Genomic DNA, 16,363 nt, shown 5'->3' on the forward strand with positions numbered 1-16,363 from the left:
TTACTCTCCCTTGGCGATGCGATATTCGGCGCTGCGCGCGTGGGCGCTCAACGATTCACCACGGGCCAGCACCGAAGCGGTCTTGCCCAGCTCGGACGCGCCCTGTGGCGAGCAGAAGATGATCGAAGAACGCTTCTGGAAGTCATACACCCCCAGCGGCGACGAGAAGCGCGCGGTGCCGGAGGTGGGCAGTACGTGGTTGGGGCCGGCGCAGTAATCGCCCAGGGCTTCGCTGGTGTGGCGCCCCATGAAGATCGCACCGGCGTGGCGAATCGACGGCAGCCAAGCCTGTGGGTCAGCCACGGACAGCTCCAAGTGCTCGGGCGCGATGCGGTTGGCCACTTCGATGGCTTGCTCCATATCACGCACCAGGATCAACGCACCGCGGCCATTGATCGACTTCTCGATGATCTCGGCACGCTCCATGGTCGGCAGCAGCTTATTGATGCTGGCCGCGACCTTATCGAGGAACTCGGCATCCGGGCTGACCAGGATCGCCTGAGCGTCTTCGTCATGCTCGGCTTGGGAGAACAAATCCATGGCGATCCAGTCCGGATCGGTCTGGCCGTCGCACACCACCAGGATCTCCGACGGGCCGGCGATCATGTCGATACCGACCTGGCCAAAGACGTGGCGCTTGGCGGTAGCCACGTAAATATTGCCGGGGCCGACCACCTTGTCGACCTTTGGCACGCTCTCGGTGCCATAGGCCAGGGCCGCCACGGCCTGGGCGCCACCGATGGTGAAAACGCGGTCGACACCGGCGATGCACGCGGCGGCTAGCACCAATTCGTTGATTTCACCGCGCGGGGTCGGCACCACCATGACCACTTCAGCCACACCGGCAACTTTGGCCGGGATAGCATTCATCAGAACCGACGACGGGTACGACGCTTTGCCGCCCGGCACGTACAGGCCTGCACGGTCGAGCGGCGTGACCTTCTGGCCCAGCACCGTGCCATCGGCTTCGGTGTAGCTCCAGGAATCCTGCTTCTGTTTTTCGTGGTAACTGCGAACCCTTGCCGCCGCCACTTCCAGGGCTTCGCGCTGGGGGGCGGTGATGCGGGTCAGGGCCAGCTCCAGGCGCTCGCGAGGCAGGATCAGATCGGACATGGACTGGACGTCCAAACCGTCGAACTGACGGGTGAAGTCCACCAGTGCGGCGTCGCCACGCTCGCGCACCGCCTTGATGATGTCGAGCACCCGCTGGTTGACCGAATCGTCGGACACGCTTTCCCAGCTCAGCAGATGATCCAGATGATGGGCGAAATCCGGATCGGCAGCGTTGAGTCGGGCAATTGCAGTGGACGTGGTCATAGCGAGGGCCTCATAGGATTGGCAAAAAACTCAGGCGCCCTAAACTACCGTTCGCTCCGCTTGGGCACCTGAGAATTCTGGCTATGAGGCGGATAGACGGGCGCAGCCTAAGGCCGCGCGTGTGGGTCAACCGCGGTGTCGAGACTCCACTGCCTTGCGCAGGGTGTCGATCAACGCCTGGATACGGGCGTGCTGCATCTTCATCGATGCCTTGTTGACGATCAGACGGGAGCTGATGTCAGCGATAAATTCCTGTGGTTCGAGACCGTTGGCACGCAGGGTATTGCCGGTATCGACCACGTCGATGATCTTGTCGGCCAGGCCGATCAGCGGCGCCAGCTCCATCGAGCCGTAGAGCTTGATGATATCGACCTGACGACCTTGTTCGGCGTAGTAGCGCTTGGCGACGTTGACGAACTTGGTGGCCACGCGCAGGCGGCCCTTGGGTTCAACGTCACCGACGCGACCGGCGGTCATCAGCTTGCACAGGGCAATGCGCAGGTCCAGCGGCTCATACAGGCCCTGACCGCCATATTCCATCAGCACGTCCTTGCCGGCGACGCCGAGGTCGGCCGCGCCATGCTCAACATAGGTCGGCACGTCAGTAGCCCTTACGATCAACAGACGAACGTCGTCCTGGGTCGTGGGGATGATCAGCTTGCGGCTCTTGTCCGGATTCTCGGTCGGCACGATGCCCGCTTCAGCCAGAAGCGGCAAAGTGTCGTCAAGGATACGGCCCTTGGACAGTGCGATGGTCAACATGGGAAACGTCAATCCTTCATCAGGCTATTGCTGTCCGGTCGCAAACGGCGCCAGACACAGATCGAGGCCATGACAGCCTCGATTTGGAACACATTCAGCATACCGCGAACTGACACCGTGTGTGGTGAGCGGGCTTGCCAGGCGCGGGGTTGCGTAGCGACCCAAAAGCGGGGGACTGCTGCGCAGTCCAGCGCGGGGCAAGCCCGCTCACCACAGCAAGCCCGCTCACCACAGCAAGCCCACTCACCAAAGCAAGCCCGCTCACCACAGTGGCGGTGTTTTCAGTTCCAGGACTAGCCCGGTACGCGGCGAATTTTTGCGCCGAGCATCTGCAGTTTTTCTTCGATGCACTCGTAACCGCGGTCTATGTGGTAGATGCGGTCGATCAAGGTGTCACCGTCCGCACACAACGCGGAGATTACCAGGCTGGCCGAGGCACGCAGGTCGGTGGCCATTACTGGCGCGCCCTTGAGCTTGTCGATCCCGGTCACGATGGCAGTGTTGCCTTCAACCTGGATCTTCGCGCCCATGCGGTGCAGCTCGTATACGTGCATGAAGCGGTTTTCGAAGATGGTCTCGATCACGGCACCGGTGCCTTCTGCAATCGCGTTCAAGGAAATGAACTGCGCCTGCATGTCGGTCGGGAACGCCGGGTACGGCGCGGTACGCACGTTGACGGCTTTTGGCCGCTTGCCGTGCATGTCCAGTTCGATCCAGTCTTCGCCGCAGGTGATTTCGGCACCGGCTTCACGGAGTTTTTCCAGGACCGCTTCCAAGATGGTCGGATCGGTATCCTTGACCTTGACGCGACCACCGGTGACGGCGGCGGCGACCAAGTAGGTGCCGGTCTCGATCCGGTCGGGCATAACCTTGTAGGTTGCGGTGTGCAGACGCTCTACGCCATCAATGGTGATGGTGTCGGTGCCAGCGCCGGAAACCTTCGCCCCCATGGCGTTCAGGAAGTTAGCCAGGTCGACTACTTCCGGCTCGCGGGCGGCGTTTTGCAGTACGCTGCGGCCGTTGGCCAGGGCAGCGGCCATCATGATGTTCTCGGTACCGGTCACGCTGACGGTATCGAAGAAGAAGTTCGCGCCCCGCAGGCCGCCTTCCGGTGCCTTGGCCTTGATGTAGCCGCCTTCGACGTCGATGATCGCGCCCATCGCTTCCAGACCACGGATATGCAGGTCCACCGGACGCGAGCCAATGGCGCAACCGCCAGGCAGTGCCACTTCAGCTTCGCCGAAACGGGCAACCATCGGGCCCAGCACCAGGATCGATGCACGCATGGTTTTCACCAATTCGTACGGAGCGATCAGGGTTTTGATGGTACGTGGGTCGATTTCGACCGCCAGTTTCTCGTCAATCACCGGCTCGATGCCCATGCGACCGAACAGCTCGATCATGGTGGTGATGTCGTGCAGATGCGGCAGATTGGCCACGGTCACCGGGCCATCGCACAGCAGGGTCGCAGCCAGAATCGGCAAGGCGGAGTTTTTCGCACCGGAGATGCGGATCTCGCCATCAAGGCGGGCACCGCCGGTAATAATCAATTTATCCATAAGAATCTCGACGCCTTGGGGGCTCAGGTGCGCTCGGCCCAGGCCGCGCGGCTGAAAAATTTCATAGTGACCGCATGGATGCTGCCATCGGTGATCCACGGGTTCAAATGGGCATAGATCTGCTGCTGACGCTTGACCGGGCTCAATGCCGCCAGTTCATCGCTAATCACGTTCAGCTGGAAATTGCAGCCTTCGCCTTCAACTACAACCTCAGTATTCGGCAGCTTTCCTTCAAGGAAGCTCTTAACTTCTAGGGCCTGCATGCTCAACCTCTATCGGCGCCCAGTGCGCGCGGGTCGCACATCATACAAAAAAGCCCCGCGCCTGCGAACCCCGCATAGCAGGACTCTGACGGGGGGCTTGCTTGAATATGTGTATTAAGGATGCGCCAACAGCTCGGTCAGACCGGAAACCTCGGCAATTTCGCGCATGTCGTCGGGTAACGCACGGATGCTGACCGACTTCTTGGCCGCCTCGGCATCGCGCATGAAGCACAGCAACAACGATAATCCGACGCTGCTGGACTTGGTCACCGCCGAGCAATCCAGCACCAGCGCGGGCGCGGTACTGGTCTTGATCAGTGCCTGGCCCTGCTTGCGCAGGTCAGGCCCGGTACGGTAATCCAGCACGCCGCTGAGAAACAGCTCGCCGGCATCGCCAAGACGAACAGCCGACTCGATCATTGCGCAGACTTCCCGGCTTCTTTGTCGGATGTTTCCTTGGCCTTGGCGACTTCCCCGGCCCAGCCGTTGATGGTCTTGTCCAGGTCGTTGCCATTGCGCTGCATCGCATCGGCGAACTGATCACGGAACAGCTTGCCGATATTGATGCCGTTGATGATCACGTTACGCAGCTTCCACTCGCCTTGGATCTTCTCCAGGGTGTATTGCACCGGGTAGATCGCGCCGTTGTTGCCTTTGACGCTCATGTTGACGCTGGTGCGATTACCCGATTCGTCGCCGGCTGGCGCAACGGTAATGCCCTGGTTGTTGTACTCAAGCAATGCGTTGCCATAGAACTGAAACAGGCCGCGCTTGAAATTTTCCTGGAAGCGCTGCATCTGCTCAGGCGTCGCCTTACGCGAATACTTGACCGTCATGATGCTGCGGGAAATGCCTTCGGCATCGACCACCGGCCCGACAATGGTATTGAGCGCGTCGTAAAACTTACTCGGGTCTTGCTTGTACTGTTCTTTGTTAGCTGTCAGGTCAGCCAACATTTTGTTGGTCGTGTCCTGCACCAGATCGTGCGCAGAACCCGCCGCGTTAGCCAACAACGGCAGCGCTGCAAGCAGTACCAGAAGGCCACGTCGTAAGGTAGAGATCATGTACAGATTCCTCATTTAGCGTCTTTATTGACCGTATTGAGCAGGAATTTACCGATCAGGTCTTCAAGCACCAGCGACGACTGCGTGTCGTGGATGGTCGAACCATCCTTGAGCAAGGCTGTTTCCCCGCCCACGCTGATACCAATGTACTTCTCGCCCAGCAGACCCGCGGTGAGGATAGACGCAGTGGAGTCGGTCGGCAGGTTGTCGACCTTCTTGTTCAGCTGCATCGTCACTCGACCCGTGAAGCTATCGCGATCCAGATCGATTGCCGTGACCTTGCCGATCGTCACGCCGGCCATGGTCACTTTGGCTCTGACAGTCAAACCGGCGATATTGTCGAAGTACGCGTAAAGTTTATAAGTGTCGGCGGTGGGGCTGGCCGACAGGCCACTGACCCGAAGGGCCAGCAACAGTAAAGCCAGGATGCCAGCCAGCAAGAAAAGGCCGACACCGATTTCCACAGTGCGGTTTTGCATCAGAAATCTCCAAACATCAAGGCGGTCAAAATGAAGTCAAGGCCCAGTACCGCCAGCGAGGCGTACACAACGGTCTTGGTGGTGGCGCGACTGATCCCTTCTGAAGTGGGCTCACAGTCATAGCCTTGGAATACGGCGATCCAGGTCACTACAAAGGCAAAGACGATGCTCTTTATAACGCCGTTGAGCACGTCACCGTTGAAGGTCACGCTATTCTGCATGTTGGCCCAGTAGGAGCCGTCGTAGACGCCCAGCCAGTCTACCGCGACCCAAGAACCACCCCAGATACCCACCACACTGAAGATCATCGCCAGCAATGGAAGAGAAATGAAGCCAGCCCACAGGCGCGGGGCAACAATGTATTTGAGCGGGTCCACGCCAATCATTTCCAGGCTGGACAACTGCTCGGTGGACTTCATATTGCCGATTTCGGCGGTCAGCGCGGAACCCGCGCGCCCAGCGAACAACAATGCAGTCACCACCGGCCCCAGCTCGCGTAACAGCGTCAGGGCCACCATCTGCCCCACCGCCTGCTCCGAACCGTAACTGGACAGGATATTGAAGCCTTGCAACGCCAGTACCATGCCAATGAAGACGCCGGAGACCACGATAATCACCAGGGACATCACACCCACTGCGTGCAACTGCTTGATCAACAGACCAAAGCCGCCACCAATGCCGCCGCGGCCTAGTAACGCGTGAAATAGAAAAATCGTCGAACGACCCAGCACTTCGACGATGTCGATGCCCGAGCGACCGAAAAGGCGAACCTTTTCGATAAGAGATGTCTTGCGCATCAGCGCTTCCCCAGAAGATCTGCGCGGTAGTCCGCCGCCGGAAAGTGAAAAGGCACGGGGCCGTCGGGATCGCCGGTCATGAATTGGCGAATGCGCGGGTTGTCGGCATTCATCAATTCCTCAGGCGTGCCCTGCCCCAACACCTGACCATCGCCGACGACGTACAGGTAGTCGGCGATGCTCGCGGTTTCCGCCAGGTCGTGGGAGACCACGATACTGGTGATCCCCAATGCATCGTTGAGCAGACGGATCAGGCGCACCAGCACCCCCATGGCGATCGGGTCCTGACCAACAAAGGGCTCGTCGTACATAAGGATCTGGGGATCAAGGGCAATGGCGCGCGCCAGGGCGACGCGACGCTTCATACCGCCGGACAGCTCGTCAGGCATCAGGTCGATGGCGCCGCGCAGGCCCACGGCCTGGAGCTTCAACAGAACAATGTCACGAATCATTTCATCGGACAGTTGCGTATGCACCCGCAGCGGAAACGCCACGTTCTCGAAAACATCGAGGTCGGTGAACAGTGCCCCACTCTGGAACAACACGCCCATGTGCTTGCGCGCATCGAACAGATCGCTGCGCGACAGCGTCGGCAGGTTCTGGCCGTTGACCCACACCTCACCAGCGTTCGGGCGCAATTGCATGCCCATCAAACGCAACAGGGTGGTCTTGCCGCAACCGGAAGGCCCCATGATGCCGGTGACCTTGCCGCGGGGAATGCGAATATCGACGTTATTGAAGATGCTGCGCGTCCCGCGCTTGAAGGTCAGTCCCTTCAGCTCGACCGCGTAGGCGTTATCGGCACTCATCTAAACTCCTTGGGATGCAGCTTCTCACTCAGACACCATCTATGCGACAAACGTTTGCAACGGCTGCGCAATATAGATAGCCACAGGGACTGAGCGGACCGAACTGGCCGCGAACTATATCACTGCTGGTACAACGCCCCCAAGGCCGGAACAACGCCAGTTCAGTTTCGGGGCCAGGAAAAAACGTTGCTGAGCATGAATCTCAGGCGACTACCGAATAAACCCTGACGAACTTGCGTGAGGGAATTGAACATTACCGCTATAATCGCCGACTTTTCGTCAGGCTATACGATTTCAGACATGAGCCAATCCAGCGACCTTATTCAATCCGCACAACGCACTATCCGCCTCGAGCTTGAAGCCGTAGAAGGTTTGCTGGCCCATATCGACGCAGATTTCGTACGCGCCTGCGAGATGATCCTGGCCAGCAAGGGTCGCGTTGTCGTGGTCGGCATGGGTAAATCCGGCCATATAGGCAACAAGATCGCCGCCACCCTGGCCAGCACCGGCACCACAGCGTTTTTCGTGCATCCGGCCGAAGCCAGCCACGGTGACATGGGCATGATCACCAAGGATGACATCATCCTGGCCCTATCCAATTCCGGCACCACCAACGAAATCGTGACGCTGCTGCCGTTGATCAAACGCCTAGGCATCCAGATGATCAGCATCACCGGCAACCCGGAATCGACCCTGGCCAAGGCTGCTGAAGTCAATCTGAACGTGCATGTGGCCCACGAAGCCTGCCCACTGAATCTGGCCCCGACCTCCTCCACTACCGCCGCGCTGGTCATGGGAGATGCCCTGGCCGTGGCGCTGCTGGAAGCTCGCGGGTTCACAGCGGAAGACTTCGCGTTTTCCCACCCGGGCGGTGCGCTGGGCCGTCGTTTGCTGTTGAAGGTGGAGAACGTCATGCATTCGGGCGATGAGCTGCCTCACGTCCAACGCGGCACTCTGCTCAAGGACGCATTGATGGAAATGACCCGCAAGGGCCTGGGCATGACGGTGATCCTCGAAGCTGATGGCCGCCTGGCCGGCGTATTCACCGACGGTGACTTGCGTCGGACTCTGGACCGCACCATCGATATCCATACCGCCACCATCGATGCGGTGATGACGCCCCATGGCAAGACCGCGCGCCCTGACATGCTGGCGGCCGAAGCGCTGAAGATCATGGAAGACCATAAAATCGGTGCGCTGGTAGTGGTCAATAGCGATGACCGCCCGATTGGCGCCTTGAACATGCACGATTTGCTGCGTGCGGGAGTGATGTAATTGAGCAACGACCTGTTACAACGCGGCAAGCGCATCAAATTGGCCGTCTTCGACGTTGACGGCGTGCTGACCGACGGCCGCTTGTATTTCCTCGAAGATGGCAGCGAATTTAAAACATTCAACACACTGGACGGCCAAGGCATCAAGATGCTGATGGCCGCAGGGGTACAGACCGCCATTATCAGCGGTCGCAAGACGCCAGTGGTGGAACGTCGCGCGCAAAACCTGGGGATTCCTCACCTGTATCAGGGCCGCGAGGATAAACTGGTAGTTCTGGACGAACTATTGGGCCAACTCAACCTAAGCTATGAACAGGTCGCCTACCTCGGTGACGACCTGCCCGACTTGCCGGTGATCCGCCGGGTCGGGCTGGGCATGGCGGTGGCTAACGCGGCGGCGTTCGTTCGCGAGCACGCCCATGGCATCACCACTGCCCGTGGCGGCGAAGGTGCCGCCCGCGAATTCTGCGAGCTGATACTGCGCGCCCAAGACCGTCTTGAAGCGGCCCACGCCGCCTACCTATAGAGCGTTTTATGCTGAGCAAAAAGATTCGCAACTTCCTGTTATTCGGAGTCATCGCCGCGCTGTTCCTGGCGGTGGGCTACTGGAATATCAGCCCGGAGCGGTTTCTCGACCGACCTGTGGCGCAGGTCGACGATGGGGCTATCGACTATTACGCCACCAACGCCTACAGCGTGCAGTTCCTGCCCGATGGCAAGGTGCAATACGAAATGACCTCGGACAAAGTCGAGCATTTGAAGGCCAGCGAGGTGACCCTGCTGACCAATCCGGACTTGAACCTGTATCGCGGCACGGAGTTTCCGTGGCACGTGACTAGCAAGCGTGGCGAGGTGAACCCAGATGGCACCGAAGTCGAACTGATCGACTCAGTGCGCGTCGCGCGTACCGATGCGCAGAACCGCGACACCATTATTACCAGCAGTCGCATGACCGTATTCCCACAGAAGCAATATGCGCAGACCGAGCAAGACGTTAGAATCGACGGCGCTGGCGGTGTATCGACTGGCAAGGGAATGAAAGCGTATTTGAAAGAAAGCAGGATACACCTGCTATCGAACGTAAGAGGACAGTATGAGGCTCGTTAAAACTCTCCCGATTTTGCTCGGTCTTGGCGCAGCACTGGGAAGCGTGAGCGCCTGGGCTCTGCCGAACGATAGCGAGCAGCCTATCCGCATCCAGGCTGACGATGCTCAGCTGGATGACAAGCAAGGCGTTGCCACTTACAAGGGCGACGTGATCATTATCCAGGGTTCGATGAAGATCACCGGCAACACGGTAACTCTGACGCGCACCCCGGCAGGCGACATCGACGTGGTGACGTCGGTGGGCAACCTTGCCTACTTCGAACAGAAGCAAAAGGCAGAAGATCCAGGCCCGATGAAGGGCTATGGCAAGACCATCCAGTATCATGCGCAGCAGAACCGCATTGTGCTGATCGATCAGGCCAAGGTGCTGAGCGCCGACGGTAACTCCACCGAAGGCGAGAAGATCGTGTACAACACCAAGACTCAGGTCGCCCAGGCGGGCCGCGCCAACGGTACCAAGGTCAGCGCACCGCGCCCACGCATCGACATGGTTATCCAGCCGAAGAAGAAGGCCGAGTAATGGCAACCCTGAAAGCCCAGCATCTGGCCAAGGCCTATAAAAGCCGTCAGGTCGTGCGCGATGTCAGCCTGTCGATTGACAGCGGCCAGATCGTCGGCTTGCTCGGCCCCAACGGTGCCGGCAAGACCACCTGTTTCTACATGATCGTCGGCCTGGTTCAAGCGGACCAAGGCCGCGTGCTGATTGACGATCTAGACGTCAGCCACCAACCGATGCACGGTCGCGCCCGCGCCGGTATCGGCTATCTTCCGCAAGAAGCGTCGATCTTCCGCAAACTCTCGGTCGCCGACAACATCATGGCGATCCTGGAGACTCGCAAGGAGCTTGACCGGGATGGCCGTCGCGCGGAGTTGGAAAACCTGCTGCAGGAGTTCCACATCAACCACATTCGCGACAACCTTGGCATGAGCCTGTCCGGTGGCGAGCGTCGTCGTGTGGAAATTGCTCGCGCACTGGCCACCGCGCCCAAGTTCATCTTGCTGGACGAACCGTTTGCCGGCGTCGACCCGATTTCGGTTGGCGATATCAAACAGATCATCCATCACCTCAAGGCCAAGGGCATCGGGGTATTGATTACCGACCATAACGTACGTGAGACCCTCGATATCTGCGAAACCGCCTATATCGTCAACGATGGTCAACTGATCGCCGAAGGCGATGCCGCCACCATCCTGGCCAACGAACTGGTCAAGGAAGTATACCTGGGCCACGAGTTCCGCCTGTAAACAGCCTTTAGCAAGGCGTTGGCAGGACGTTAGCCTGGTGCGCGGATGCAATGAAAGCCTCTGGATTTTTATTGTTACCGCGCTCTAGGCAAAGCCCCCGATATCAGGCATATAATTTGCTTATGTTTGGCGCTCACGCGCCCTGTCGTGGATGGCGCATTGCGCCGGCGAATAAGGTGTTAAGCCCCTGCCATGAAACCATCGCTAGTCCTGAGAATGGGCCAGCAGCTGACGATGACACCGCAGCTGCAACAGGCCATCCGCCTGCTCCAATTGTCGACCTTGGACCTGCAACAGGAGATCCAGGAGGCTCTGGAGTCCAATCCGATGCTCGAACGCCAGGAAGAAGGCGACGACTTCGATAATGCAGATCCGTTGGCTGACAACATCGAGCAAAAACCCAACTCCGATGTGCAGGAACCCTCCTATCAGGAAACCGCCCCGACGGTGGATAACCTGGAGGAAGGTGAATGGAACGAGCGTATTCCCAACGAGCTTCCCGTAGACACTGCCTGGGAAGACGTCTACCAGACCAGCGCCAGCAGCCTGCCCAGCAGCGACGATGACGAGTGGGATTTCACCACCCGGACGTCCGCCGGCGAAAGCCTGCAAAGCCACCTGTTGTGGCAGTTGAACCTGGCGCCGATGTCGGACACCGATCGGCTGATCGCCGTGACCCTGATCGACTGCATCAACAACCAGGGCTATCTGGACGAAACCCTTGAGGAGATCCTTGAGGCCTTCGACCCGGAACTGGATATCGAGCTGGACGAAATCGAAGCCGTCCTGCACCGCGTCCAGCAGTTCGAGCCTGCCGGCATTGGTGCCCGCAGCCTCAGCGAGTGCCTGCTACTGCAATTGCGTCAGTTGCCCGCCAAGACCCCTTGGCTCAGCGAAGCCCAGCGTTTGGTCACCGATTACATCGATCTGCTGGGCAGCCGCGACTACAGCCAACTGATGCGACGCATGAAGCTCAAGGAAGACGAGCTGCGCCAGGTCATCGAGCTGGTGCAAAGCCTCAACCCTCGCCCAGGCTCGCAGATCGAGTCCAGCGAAGCCGAATACGTTGTCCCAGACGTTATCGTACGCAAGGACAACGAGCGCTGGCTGGTGGAGCTGAATCAGGAATCGGTGCCACGCCTGCGCGTCAACCCGCAATATGCCGGGTTCGTGCGCCGCGCCGATACCAGCGCCGATAACACCTTCATGCGCAATCAGCTGCAAGAAGCGCGCTGGTTCATCAAGAGCCTGCAAAGCCGCAATGAAACCCTGATGAAAGTCGCCACCCAGATCGTCGAGCATCAGCGCGGCTTCCTGGAATACGGCGACGAAGCGATGAAACCGCTGGTGCTGCATGACATCGCCGAGGCGGTCGGCATGCACGAGTCGACAATTTCACGGGTGACCACGCAGAAATTCATGCATACCCCACGGGGTATTTATGAGCTGAAATACTTTTTCTCCAGCCATGTCAGCACTTCCGAAGGCGGCGAATGCTCGTCCACGGCGATCCGCGCGATCATCAAAAAACTGGTTGCCGCGGAAAATCAGAAAAAGCCGTTGAGTGACAGCAAGATCGCTGGTTTACTGGAGGCACAAGGCATTCAGGTCGCCCGTCGAACCGTCGCCAAATATCGCGAGTCCCTTGGGATCGCGCCTTCCAGCGAGCGTAAGCGTTTGATGTGACGGGCGGGCCATAGCGTTCCAGTGGCAGGCATCCCGGCCTGCCGCTTTATGCACTGGCAACGAAGGAGAAGCTGTATGCAAGTCAACATCAGTGGACACCAGCTGGAAGTCACCAAGCCCCTGCGTGAGTACACCGAGAGCAAGCTGAACAAGCTTGCGGGGCACTTCGACAAAATTACCAATGTGCAGGTCATCATGGAGGTCGATAAGCTCAAGCAGAAAATCGAGGCCACCCTGCACATACCGAATGCCAAAGTCGTCGCCAATGCCGAACATGACGACATGTATGCCGCGATTGACTCGCTGTACGAAAAGCTTGACCGCCAACTCATAAAGCATAAGGAAAAGAATCTGCACCTGATGCAAGGTACAGGTCGCTAACTCTCCCCCCCATGATCCGACTTGAAACTATCCTGACCCCCGGCCGTTCCCTCGTGAACGTGCCGGGCGGCAGCAAGAAAAAAGCCCTCGAACAAATTGCCAACCTGATCGCTCGCGAAGTGCCGGATCTGGAGATGCAAGATGTCTTCGAGGCGCTCGTCGCCCGTGAAAAACTGGGTTCCACCGGTTTTGGTAACGGCATCGCGATTCCACACTGCCGCCTCAAAGGGTGCGCAGATCCGATAAGCGCTCTGATACACCTGGAAGCCCCCATCGATTTCGACGCCATCGACGGCGCACCGGTCGACCTGCTGTTTGTCCTGCTGGTCCCGGAAGCTGCCACCGATGCGCATCTGGAACTGCTTCGGCAGATCGCCAGCATGCTTGATCGCAAGGAAGTACGTAACAGACTACGCAGCGCCAGCAGCAATGAAGCGCTCTATCAGGTTGTTCTGGATGAACAAAACGAGAAGTAATCATGCGTTTGATCATCGTCAGTGGCCGCTCCGGCTCTGGTAAAAGTACTGCCCTGAATGTTCTGGAGGACAGTGGCTTTTATTGCATCGACAACCTGCCCGCCGGGTTGCTGCCGGAACTGGCCGAACGCGCGCTGATCCACACTGAGCTAGCGCAGCCGCTGGTTGCCGTGTCGATCGATGCCCGCAACTTGCCCAGCCACCTTTCCCGGTTCCCTGAGCTGTTGGAGGAAGTGCGCGCCAAGCATATTCACTGCGATGTGCTGTACCTGGATGCCGACGAGGAGACCCTGCTCAAGCGCTTCTCCGAAACCCGGCGGCGCCACCCGCTCAGCAGCCCCCATCGCTCCCTTGCCGAAGCGATTGAGGACGAGACCAAGCTGCTGGGGCCGATCATCGATCTGGCCGACCTGAAGATCAATACCACCAGCCTCAACCTGTATCAACTGCGCGATGCTATCAAGCTGCGGCTGCTGAACCAGCCGGAGCCTGGCACGGCCTTTCTCGTGGAGTCCTTTGGGTTCAAGCGCGGCATGCCGGTAGACGCCGATCTGGTGTTCGATGTGCGCTGCCTGCCTAACCCTTACTGGAAGCCGGAATTGCGTGACCAGTCCGGGCTGGATCAGCCGGTCGCTGATTACCTGGCGGCGCAACCGGATGTGGAGGAGATGTTCCAGGACATCTCCACTTACCTGCTCAAGTGGCTGCCACGTTTTGCCGCAAGCAACCGAGCCTATGTGACCATTGCCATCGGCTGCACCGGCGGCCATCACCGCTCGGTTTACCTGACGGAGCGCCTGGGTCAGGTGCTGCAACAAACCCTCAAGAACGTCCAGGTTCGCCACCGCGACCTCAGCTGAAAGGAACACTCACGCGATGCCCGCTCGTGAAATTGAAATCATCAACAAGCTGGGCCTCCACGCCCGGGCCTCGGCAAAATTTGTCGGCGTTGCTGGAAAATACCCCTGCAAGATCCGCGCAGGACGCACGCCGGAGTCGATGGTTGATGGCAAAAGCATCATGGCGATGATGATGTTGGCGGCCGGCAAGGGCACTACGATTCACCTGGAGACCGAAGGCGATCAAGAAAAAGAGGCAATGGACGCCTTGGTAGAGTTGATCAACAACTTCTTCGACGAAGGGGAATAACCTCCCGGCGCTTTATCCCAACGCGGTATCCATCGCCATCATCACGCAAAACCCGATACATAGGCCCAGGCTGGCTAGCTTTTCGTGGCCATTGCGCCGCGACTCCGGGATCACTTCGTGAGTGACCACCAGCAGCATCGCCCCAGCGGCCAGCGCCAGCCCAAGGGGCAGCAGCATTTCCGCCAGGCTTACCAGCCAGGCGCAGAGCACGGCAAATACGGGTTCGACCAACCCCGACGCGGCGCCGATCATGAAGGCCTTGACCCGCGACATGCCCGCACCCGCCAGCACCAACGCAATCACCAAGCCTTCGGGTACATCCTGCAAAGCAATGCCCATGGCCAGGCTATCGGCATCCGGCATACCGCCCCCCGCCGATACGCCCACCGCCATGCCTTCAGGAATGTTGTGGGCAATGATCGCAAACACAAACAGCCAGATGCGTGGCGCAATCACCGGGTGCTCCGGCGTACCCACCAGCATTTCCGGGCTGGCGCCTGAGACCTTGCGGTCAACCAAATAAAGCCCGAACGCCCCCAGCATGATGCCGAAGCTGACCAGGCCACTGGCCCCCCAGGGCGAAAGCCCAAGGCTTTCAGCTGCCGCGATGCCCGGCACCACCAGCGAAAACGCGGTGGCAGCCAGCATCACACCCGCCCCGAAGCCTAGCAACGTATCGTTCAAGGCAGCCGGCATGCGTTTTATCACCAATACCGGCACCGCGCCCAGTGCAGTGCCCAGGGCGCAAATCGAACCACCCTGCAGCGCCCGCAGGATGCGCGGTTCCAAGTCGAGCCAAGCCAGACCATGGGCCACCAGCAATGCAGTACCTGCCAACAGCAGCAGCGAGCCAAATGCATAACGAAACAATCGCACGCTGCCGATCGCCAGAGTTTCAGTGCCCATAGTCGGCCTTAGTGCTTGTCATGGAGAGACGCATCAAGCCATGGCAGCCTGATAGCGGGCGGCGACTTCTGGCCAGTTGATAACACTGTAGAAGGCATTGATGTATTCCGGGCGGCGGTTCTGATAGCGCAGGTAATACGCGTGCTCCCAGACATCCAGGCCAAGGATCGGCGTATTGCCATTCATCAACGGGCTGTCCTGATTGCCGCTGCTTTCCACCACCAGTGTCTTCTGCGGGGTGACGCTCAACCAGGCCCAGCCACTGCCGAAGCGGGTCAACGCCGCTTTGGTAAACGCCTCTTTGAAGCTCTCGAAACCGCCCAACTGCTGGTCAATTGCCTGACCCAGCACGCCCTCCGGTTTGCCGCCGCCCTGGGGCGACATCACTTCCCAGAACAAAGAATGGTTGGCGTGCCCGCCTCCTTGGTTGATCACAGCCGCACGCAGTTTTTCCGGCAGTTGTTGTACGCTGGCGACCAGTTTTTCTACCGGCCATTCAGCGAACTCAGTGCTTTGCACCGCTGCGTTGAGGTTATTGATGTATGTCTGATGGTGCTTGGTGTAGTGAATTTCCATGGTTTGCGCATCAATGTGCGGCTCCAGGGCATCGTAGGCATAAGGCAAGGCAGGCAAGGTGTAAGCCATATCAGTGTGCTCCGTAGTGAGGCGTGGTCGGTTGGGCTGCGGCACCTCCGAGCAAGCGATGGGTACGCGGGTACTCGCCGTGCTCGCTGATGAAATTCAACAGTTCAACGTAGGTTTTGCTGCTCTGGCGCGCTGCGGCGTCACGCAGTTGCGGGGTGAGGCGTGGGTCCTGCATGGTCTGCAGCAAGCGTTGGTGAATGGCGCACAGATACTCCGCGCTTTCTTCCGGCTGGTTGAGGCGCAGGTGCACGTCCGCGAGGTTGTGATGGGAAATCACGCAGGCTGCCACGGCCTCGTCGGCATCCGCCCAGCGTTCGAACAGCACCTGGGCCAGGGCAAGGGCCTGCAGATACGCCTCGCGCGCGTCCACCCATTCGCCCTGCATGAAGCATCGATTAGCCCGTTCGATCGTGCGTTTCCAGTGCTCCATGGTGAGCCTCCAAA

At 59.1% G+C, this 16,363-nt stretch carries 22 protein-coding genes; 10 read left to right on the forward strand and 12 right to left on the reverse strand.

The genetic code is table 11. The annotated features are described in order from the left end of the window. From hisD to YA0848_RS17960, 9 genes are all read right to left on the reverse strand, one after another. A complete protein-coding gene (hisD, locus tag YA0848_RS17920) occupies nucleotides 1–1,317 on the reverse strand; it encodes a histidinol dehydrogenase (RefSeq protein ID WP_034111781.1) in 1,317 nt (438 codons plus the stop codon). 126 nt (nucleotides 1,318–1,443) lie between these two features. Further along, entirely contained in the window at nucleotides 1,444–2,079 is a 636-nt protein-coding gene (hisG, locus tag YA0848_RS17925) for an ATP phosphoribosyltransferase (RefSeq protein ID WP_010213102.1), read from the reverse strand. A gap of 293 nt (nucleotides 2,080–2,372) precedes the next feature. Further along, a complete protein-coding gene (gene murA, locus YA0848_RS17930) occupies nucleotides 2,373–3,638 on the reverse strand; it encodes a UDP-N-acetylglucosamine 1-carboxyvinyltransferase (protein WP_034095925.1) in 1,266 nt (421 codons plus the stop codon). Between the two features lie 23 nt (nucleotides 3,639–3,661). After that, nucleotides 3,662–3,901, reverse strand: coding sequence for a BolA family protein (locus YA0848_RS17935; RefSeq protein WP_034095924.1), 240 nt, complete (start codon nucleotides 3,899–3,901; stop codon nucleotides 3,662–3,664). A 114-nt stretch (nucleotides 3,902–4,015) separates the two neighbouring features. Continuing rightward, entirely contained in the window at nucleotides 4,016–4,321 is a 306-nt protein-coding gene (locus YA0848_RS17940) for an STAS domain-containing protein (RefSeq protein WP_034095923.1), read from the reverse strand. After that, complete coding sequence (locus tag YA0848_RS17945) at nucleotides 4,318–4,965, reverse strand: MlaC/ttg2D family ABC transporter substrate-binding protein (protein ID WP_034095922.1); 648 nt, start codon at nucleotides 4,963–4,965, stop codon at nucleotides 4,318–4,320. Before YA0848_RS17945 ends, YA0848_RS17940 begins: the two co-directional genes overlap by 4 nt. Nucleotides 4,966–4,976: 11 nt before the next feature. After that, nucleotides 4,977–5,444 carry an outer membrane lipid asymmetry maintenance protein MlaD gene (gene mlaD, locus YA0848_RS17950; RefSeq protein ID WP_034095921.1) on the reverse strand — a complete coding sequence of 156 codons (468 nt, stop codon included), beginning with the start codon at nucleotides 5,442–5,444 and terminating at the stop codon, nucleotides 4,977–4,979. Continuing rightward, a complete protein-coding gene (mlaE, locus tag YA0848_RS17955; protein WP_034095920.1) occupies nucleotides 5,444–6,241 on the reverse strand; it encodes a lipid asymmetry maintenance ABC transporter permease subunit MlaE in 798 nt (265 codons plus the stop codon). Before mlaE ends, mlaD begins: the two co-directional genes overlap by 1 nt. Then, entirely contained in the window at nucleotides 6,241–7,050 is an 810-nt protein-coding gene (locus YA0848_RS17960; protein ID WP_034095919.1) for an ATP-binding cassette domain-containing protein, read from the reverse strand. The genes mlaE and YA0848_RS17960 overlap by 1 nt, the downstream gene beginning before the upstream one ends. A 300-nt stretch (nucleotides 7,051–7,350) precedes the next feature. On the opposite strand from YA0848_RS17960, the gene YA0848_RS17965 reads away from it, so the two are divergent. The 10 genes from YA0848_RS17965 (at nucleotide 7,351) to YA0848_RS18010 (ending at nucleotide 14,368) form a co-directional block, all read left to right on the forward strand. Beyond that, the gene (locus YA0848_RS17965; RefSeq protein WP_034095918.1) at nucleotides 7,351–8,325 is read left to right on the forward strand and encodes a KpsF/GutQ family sugar-phosphate isomerase; all 975 of its coding nucleotides are present in this window, start codon (nucleotides 7,351–7,353) and stop codon (nucleotides 8,323–8,325) included. Further along, complete coding sequence (locus YA0848_RS17970; protein ID WP_034095917.1) at nucleotides 8,326–8,850, forward strand: KdsC family phosphatase; 525 nt, start codon at nucleotides 8,326–8,328, stop codon at nucleotides 8,848–8,850. Between the two features lie 8 nt (nucleotides 8,851–8,858). Beyond that, nucleotides 8,859–9,431 (forward strand): LPS export ABC transporter periplasmic protein LptC, encoded by a 573-nt coding sequence (gene lptC, locus YA0848_RS17975; RefSeq protein WP_034095916.1) that lies wholly within the window; start codon nucleotides 8,859–8,861, stop codon nucleotides 9,429–9,431. Then, complete coding sequence (gene lptA / locus YA0848_RS17980) at nucleotides 9,418–9,951, forward strand: lipopolysaccharide transport periplasmic protein LptA (RefSeq protein ID WP_034095915.1); 534 nt, start codon at nucleotides 9,418–9,420, stop codon at nucleotides 9,949–9,951. The genes lptC and lptA overlap by 14 nt, the downstream gene beginning before the upstream one ends. Next, entirely contained in the window at nucleotides 9,951–10,676 is a 726-nt protein-coding gene (gene lptB, locus YA0848_RS17985; protein ID WP_034095914.1) for an LPS export ABC transporter ATP-binding protein, read from the forward strand. Before lptA ends, lptB begins: the two co-directional genes overlap by 1 nt. A gap of 192 nt (nucleotides 10,677–10,868) precedes the next feature. Further along, nucleotides 10,869–12,362 carry an RNA polymerase factor sigma-54 gene (locus tag YA0848_RS17990; RefSeq protein ID WP_169867987.1) on the forward strand — a complete coding sequence of 498 codons (1,494 nt, stop codon included), beginning with the start codon at nucleotides 10,869–10,871 and terminating at the stop codon, nucleotides 12,360–12,362. Between the two features lie 75 nt (nucleotides 12,363–12,437). Beyond that, nucleotides 12,438–12,743 carry a ribosome hibernation-promoting factor, HPF/YfiA family gene (gene hpf, locus YA0848_RS17995; RefSeq protein ID WP_034095912.1) on the forward strand — a complete coding sequence of 102 codons (306 nt, stop codon included), beginning with the start codon at nucleotides 12,438–12,440 and terminating at the stop codon, nucleotides 12,741–12,743. An 11-nt stretch (nucleotides 12,744–12,754) separates the two neighbouring features. Beyond that, nucleotides 12,755–13,219: a PTS IIA-like nitrogen regulatory protein PtsN gene (gene ptsN / locus YA0848_RS18000; RefSeq protein WP_034095911.1), complete on the forward strand. Its 465-nt coding sequence runs from the start codon at nucleotides 12,755–12,757 to the stop codon at nucleotides 13,217–13,219. A gap of 2 nt (nucleotides 13,220–13,221) precedes the next feature. Beyond that, the gene (gene rapZ, locus YA0848_RS18005; protein WP_034095910.1) at nucleotides 13,222–14,079 is read left to right on the forward strand and encodes an RNase adapter RapZ; all 858 of its coding nucleotides are present in this window, start codon (nucleotides 13,222–13,224) and stop codon (nucleotides 14,077–14,079) included. A gap of 16 nt (nucleotides 14,080–14,095) precedes the next feature. Next, on the forward strand, nucleotides 14,096–14,368 hold the full coding sequence (locus YA0848_RS18010) for an HPr family phosphocarrier protein (protein WP_034095909.1): 273 nt from the start codon (nucleotides 14,096–14,098) through the stop codon (nucleotides 14,366–14,368). Between the two features lie 12 nt (nucleotides 14,369–14,380). Here the strand turns inward: YA0848_RS18010 and YA0848_RS18015 are convergent, their stop codons facing one another. From YA0848_RS18015 to YA0848_RS18025, 3 genes are read right to left on the reverse strand one after another with little or no spacing between them, the layout of a single operon-like run. Continuing rightward, a complete protein-coding gene (locus YA0848_RS18015) occupies nucleotides 14,381–15,274 on the reverse strand; it encodes a ZIP family metal transporter (protein ID WP_034095908.1) in 894 nt (297 codons plus the stop codon). Nucleotides 15,275–15,307: 33 nt separating this feature from the next. Further along, complete coding sequence (locus tag YA0848_RS18020) at nucleotides 15,308–15,919, reverse strand: superoxide dismutase (protein ID WP_034095907.1); 612 nt, start codon at nucleotides 15,917–15,919, stop codon at nucleotides 15,308–15,310. 1 nt (nucleotide 15,920) lies between these two features. Beyond that, nucleotides 15,921–16,349, reverse strand: coding sequence for a hypothetical protein (locus YA0848_RS18025; protein WP_169902808.1), 429 nt, complete (start codon nucleotides 16,347–16,349; stop codon nucleotides 15,921–15,923). Nucleotides 16,350–16,363: the final 14 nt, after the last annotated feature.

It is taken from the genome of Pseudomonas sp. S4_EA_1b (assembly GCF_016307435.1).
GTDB classification, from domain to species: domain Bacteria; phylum Pseudomonadota; class Gammaproteobacteria; order Pseudomonadales; family Pseudomonadaceae; genus Aquipseudomonas; species Aquipseudomonas rhodesiae.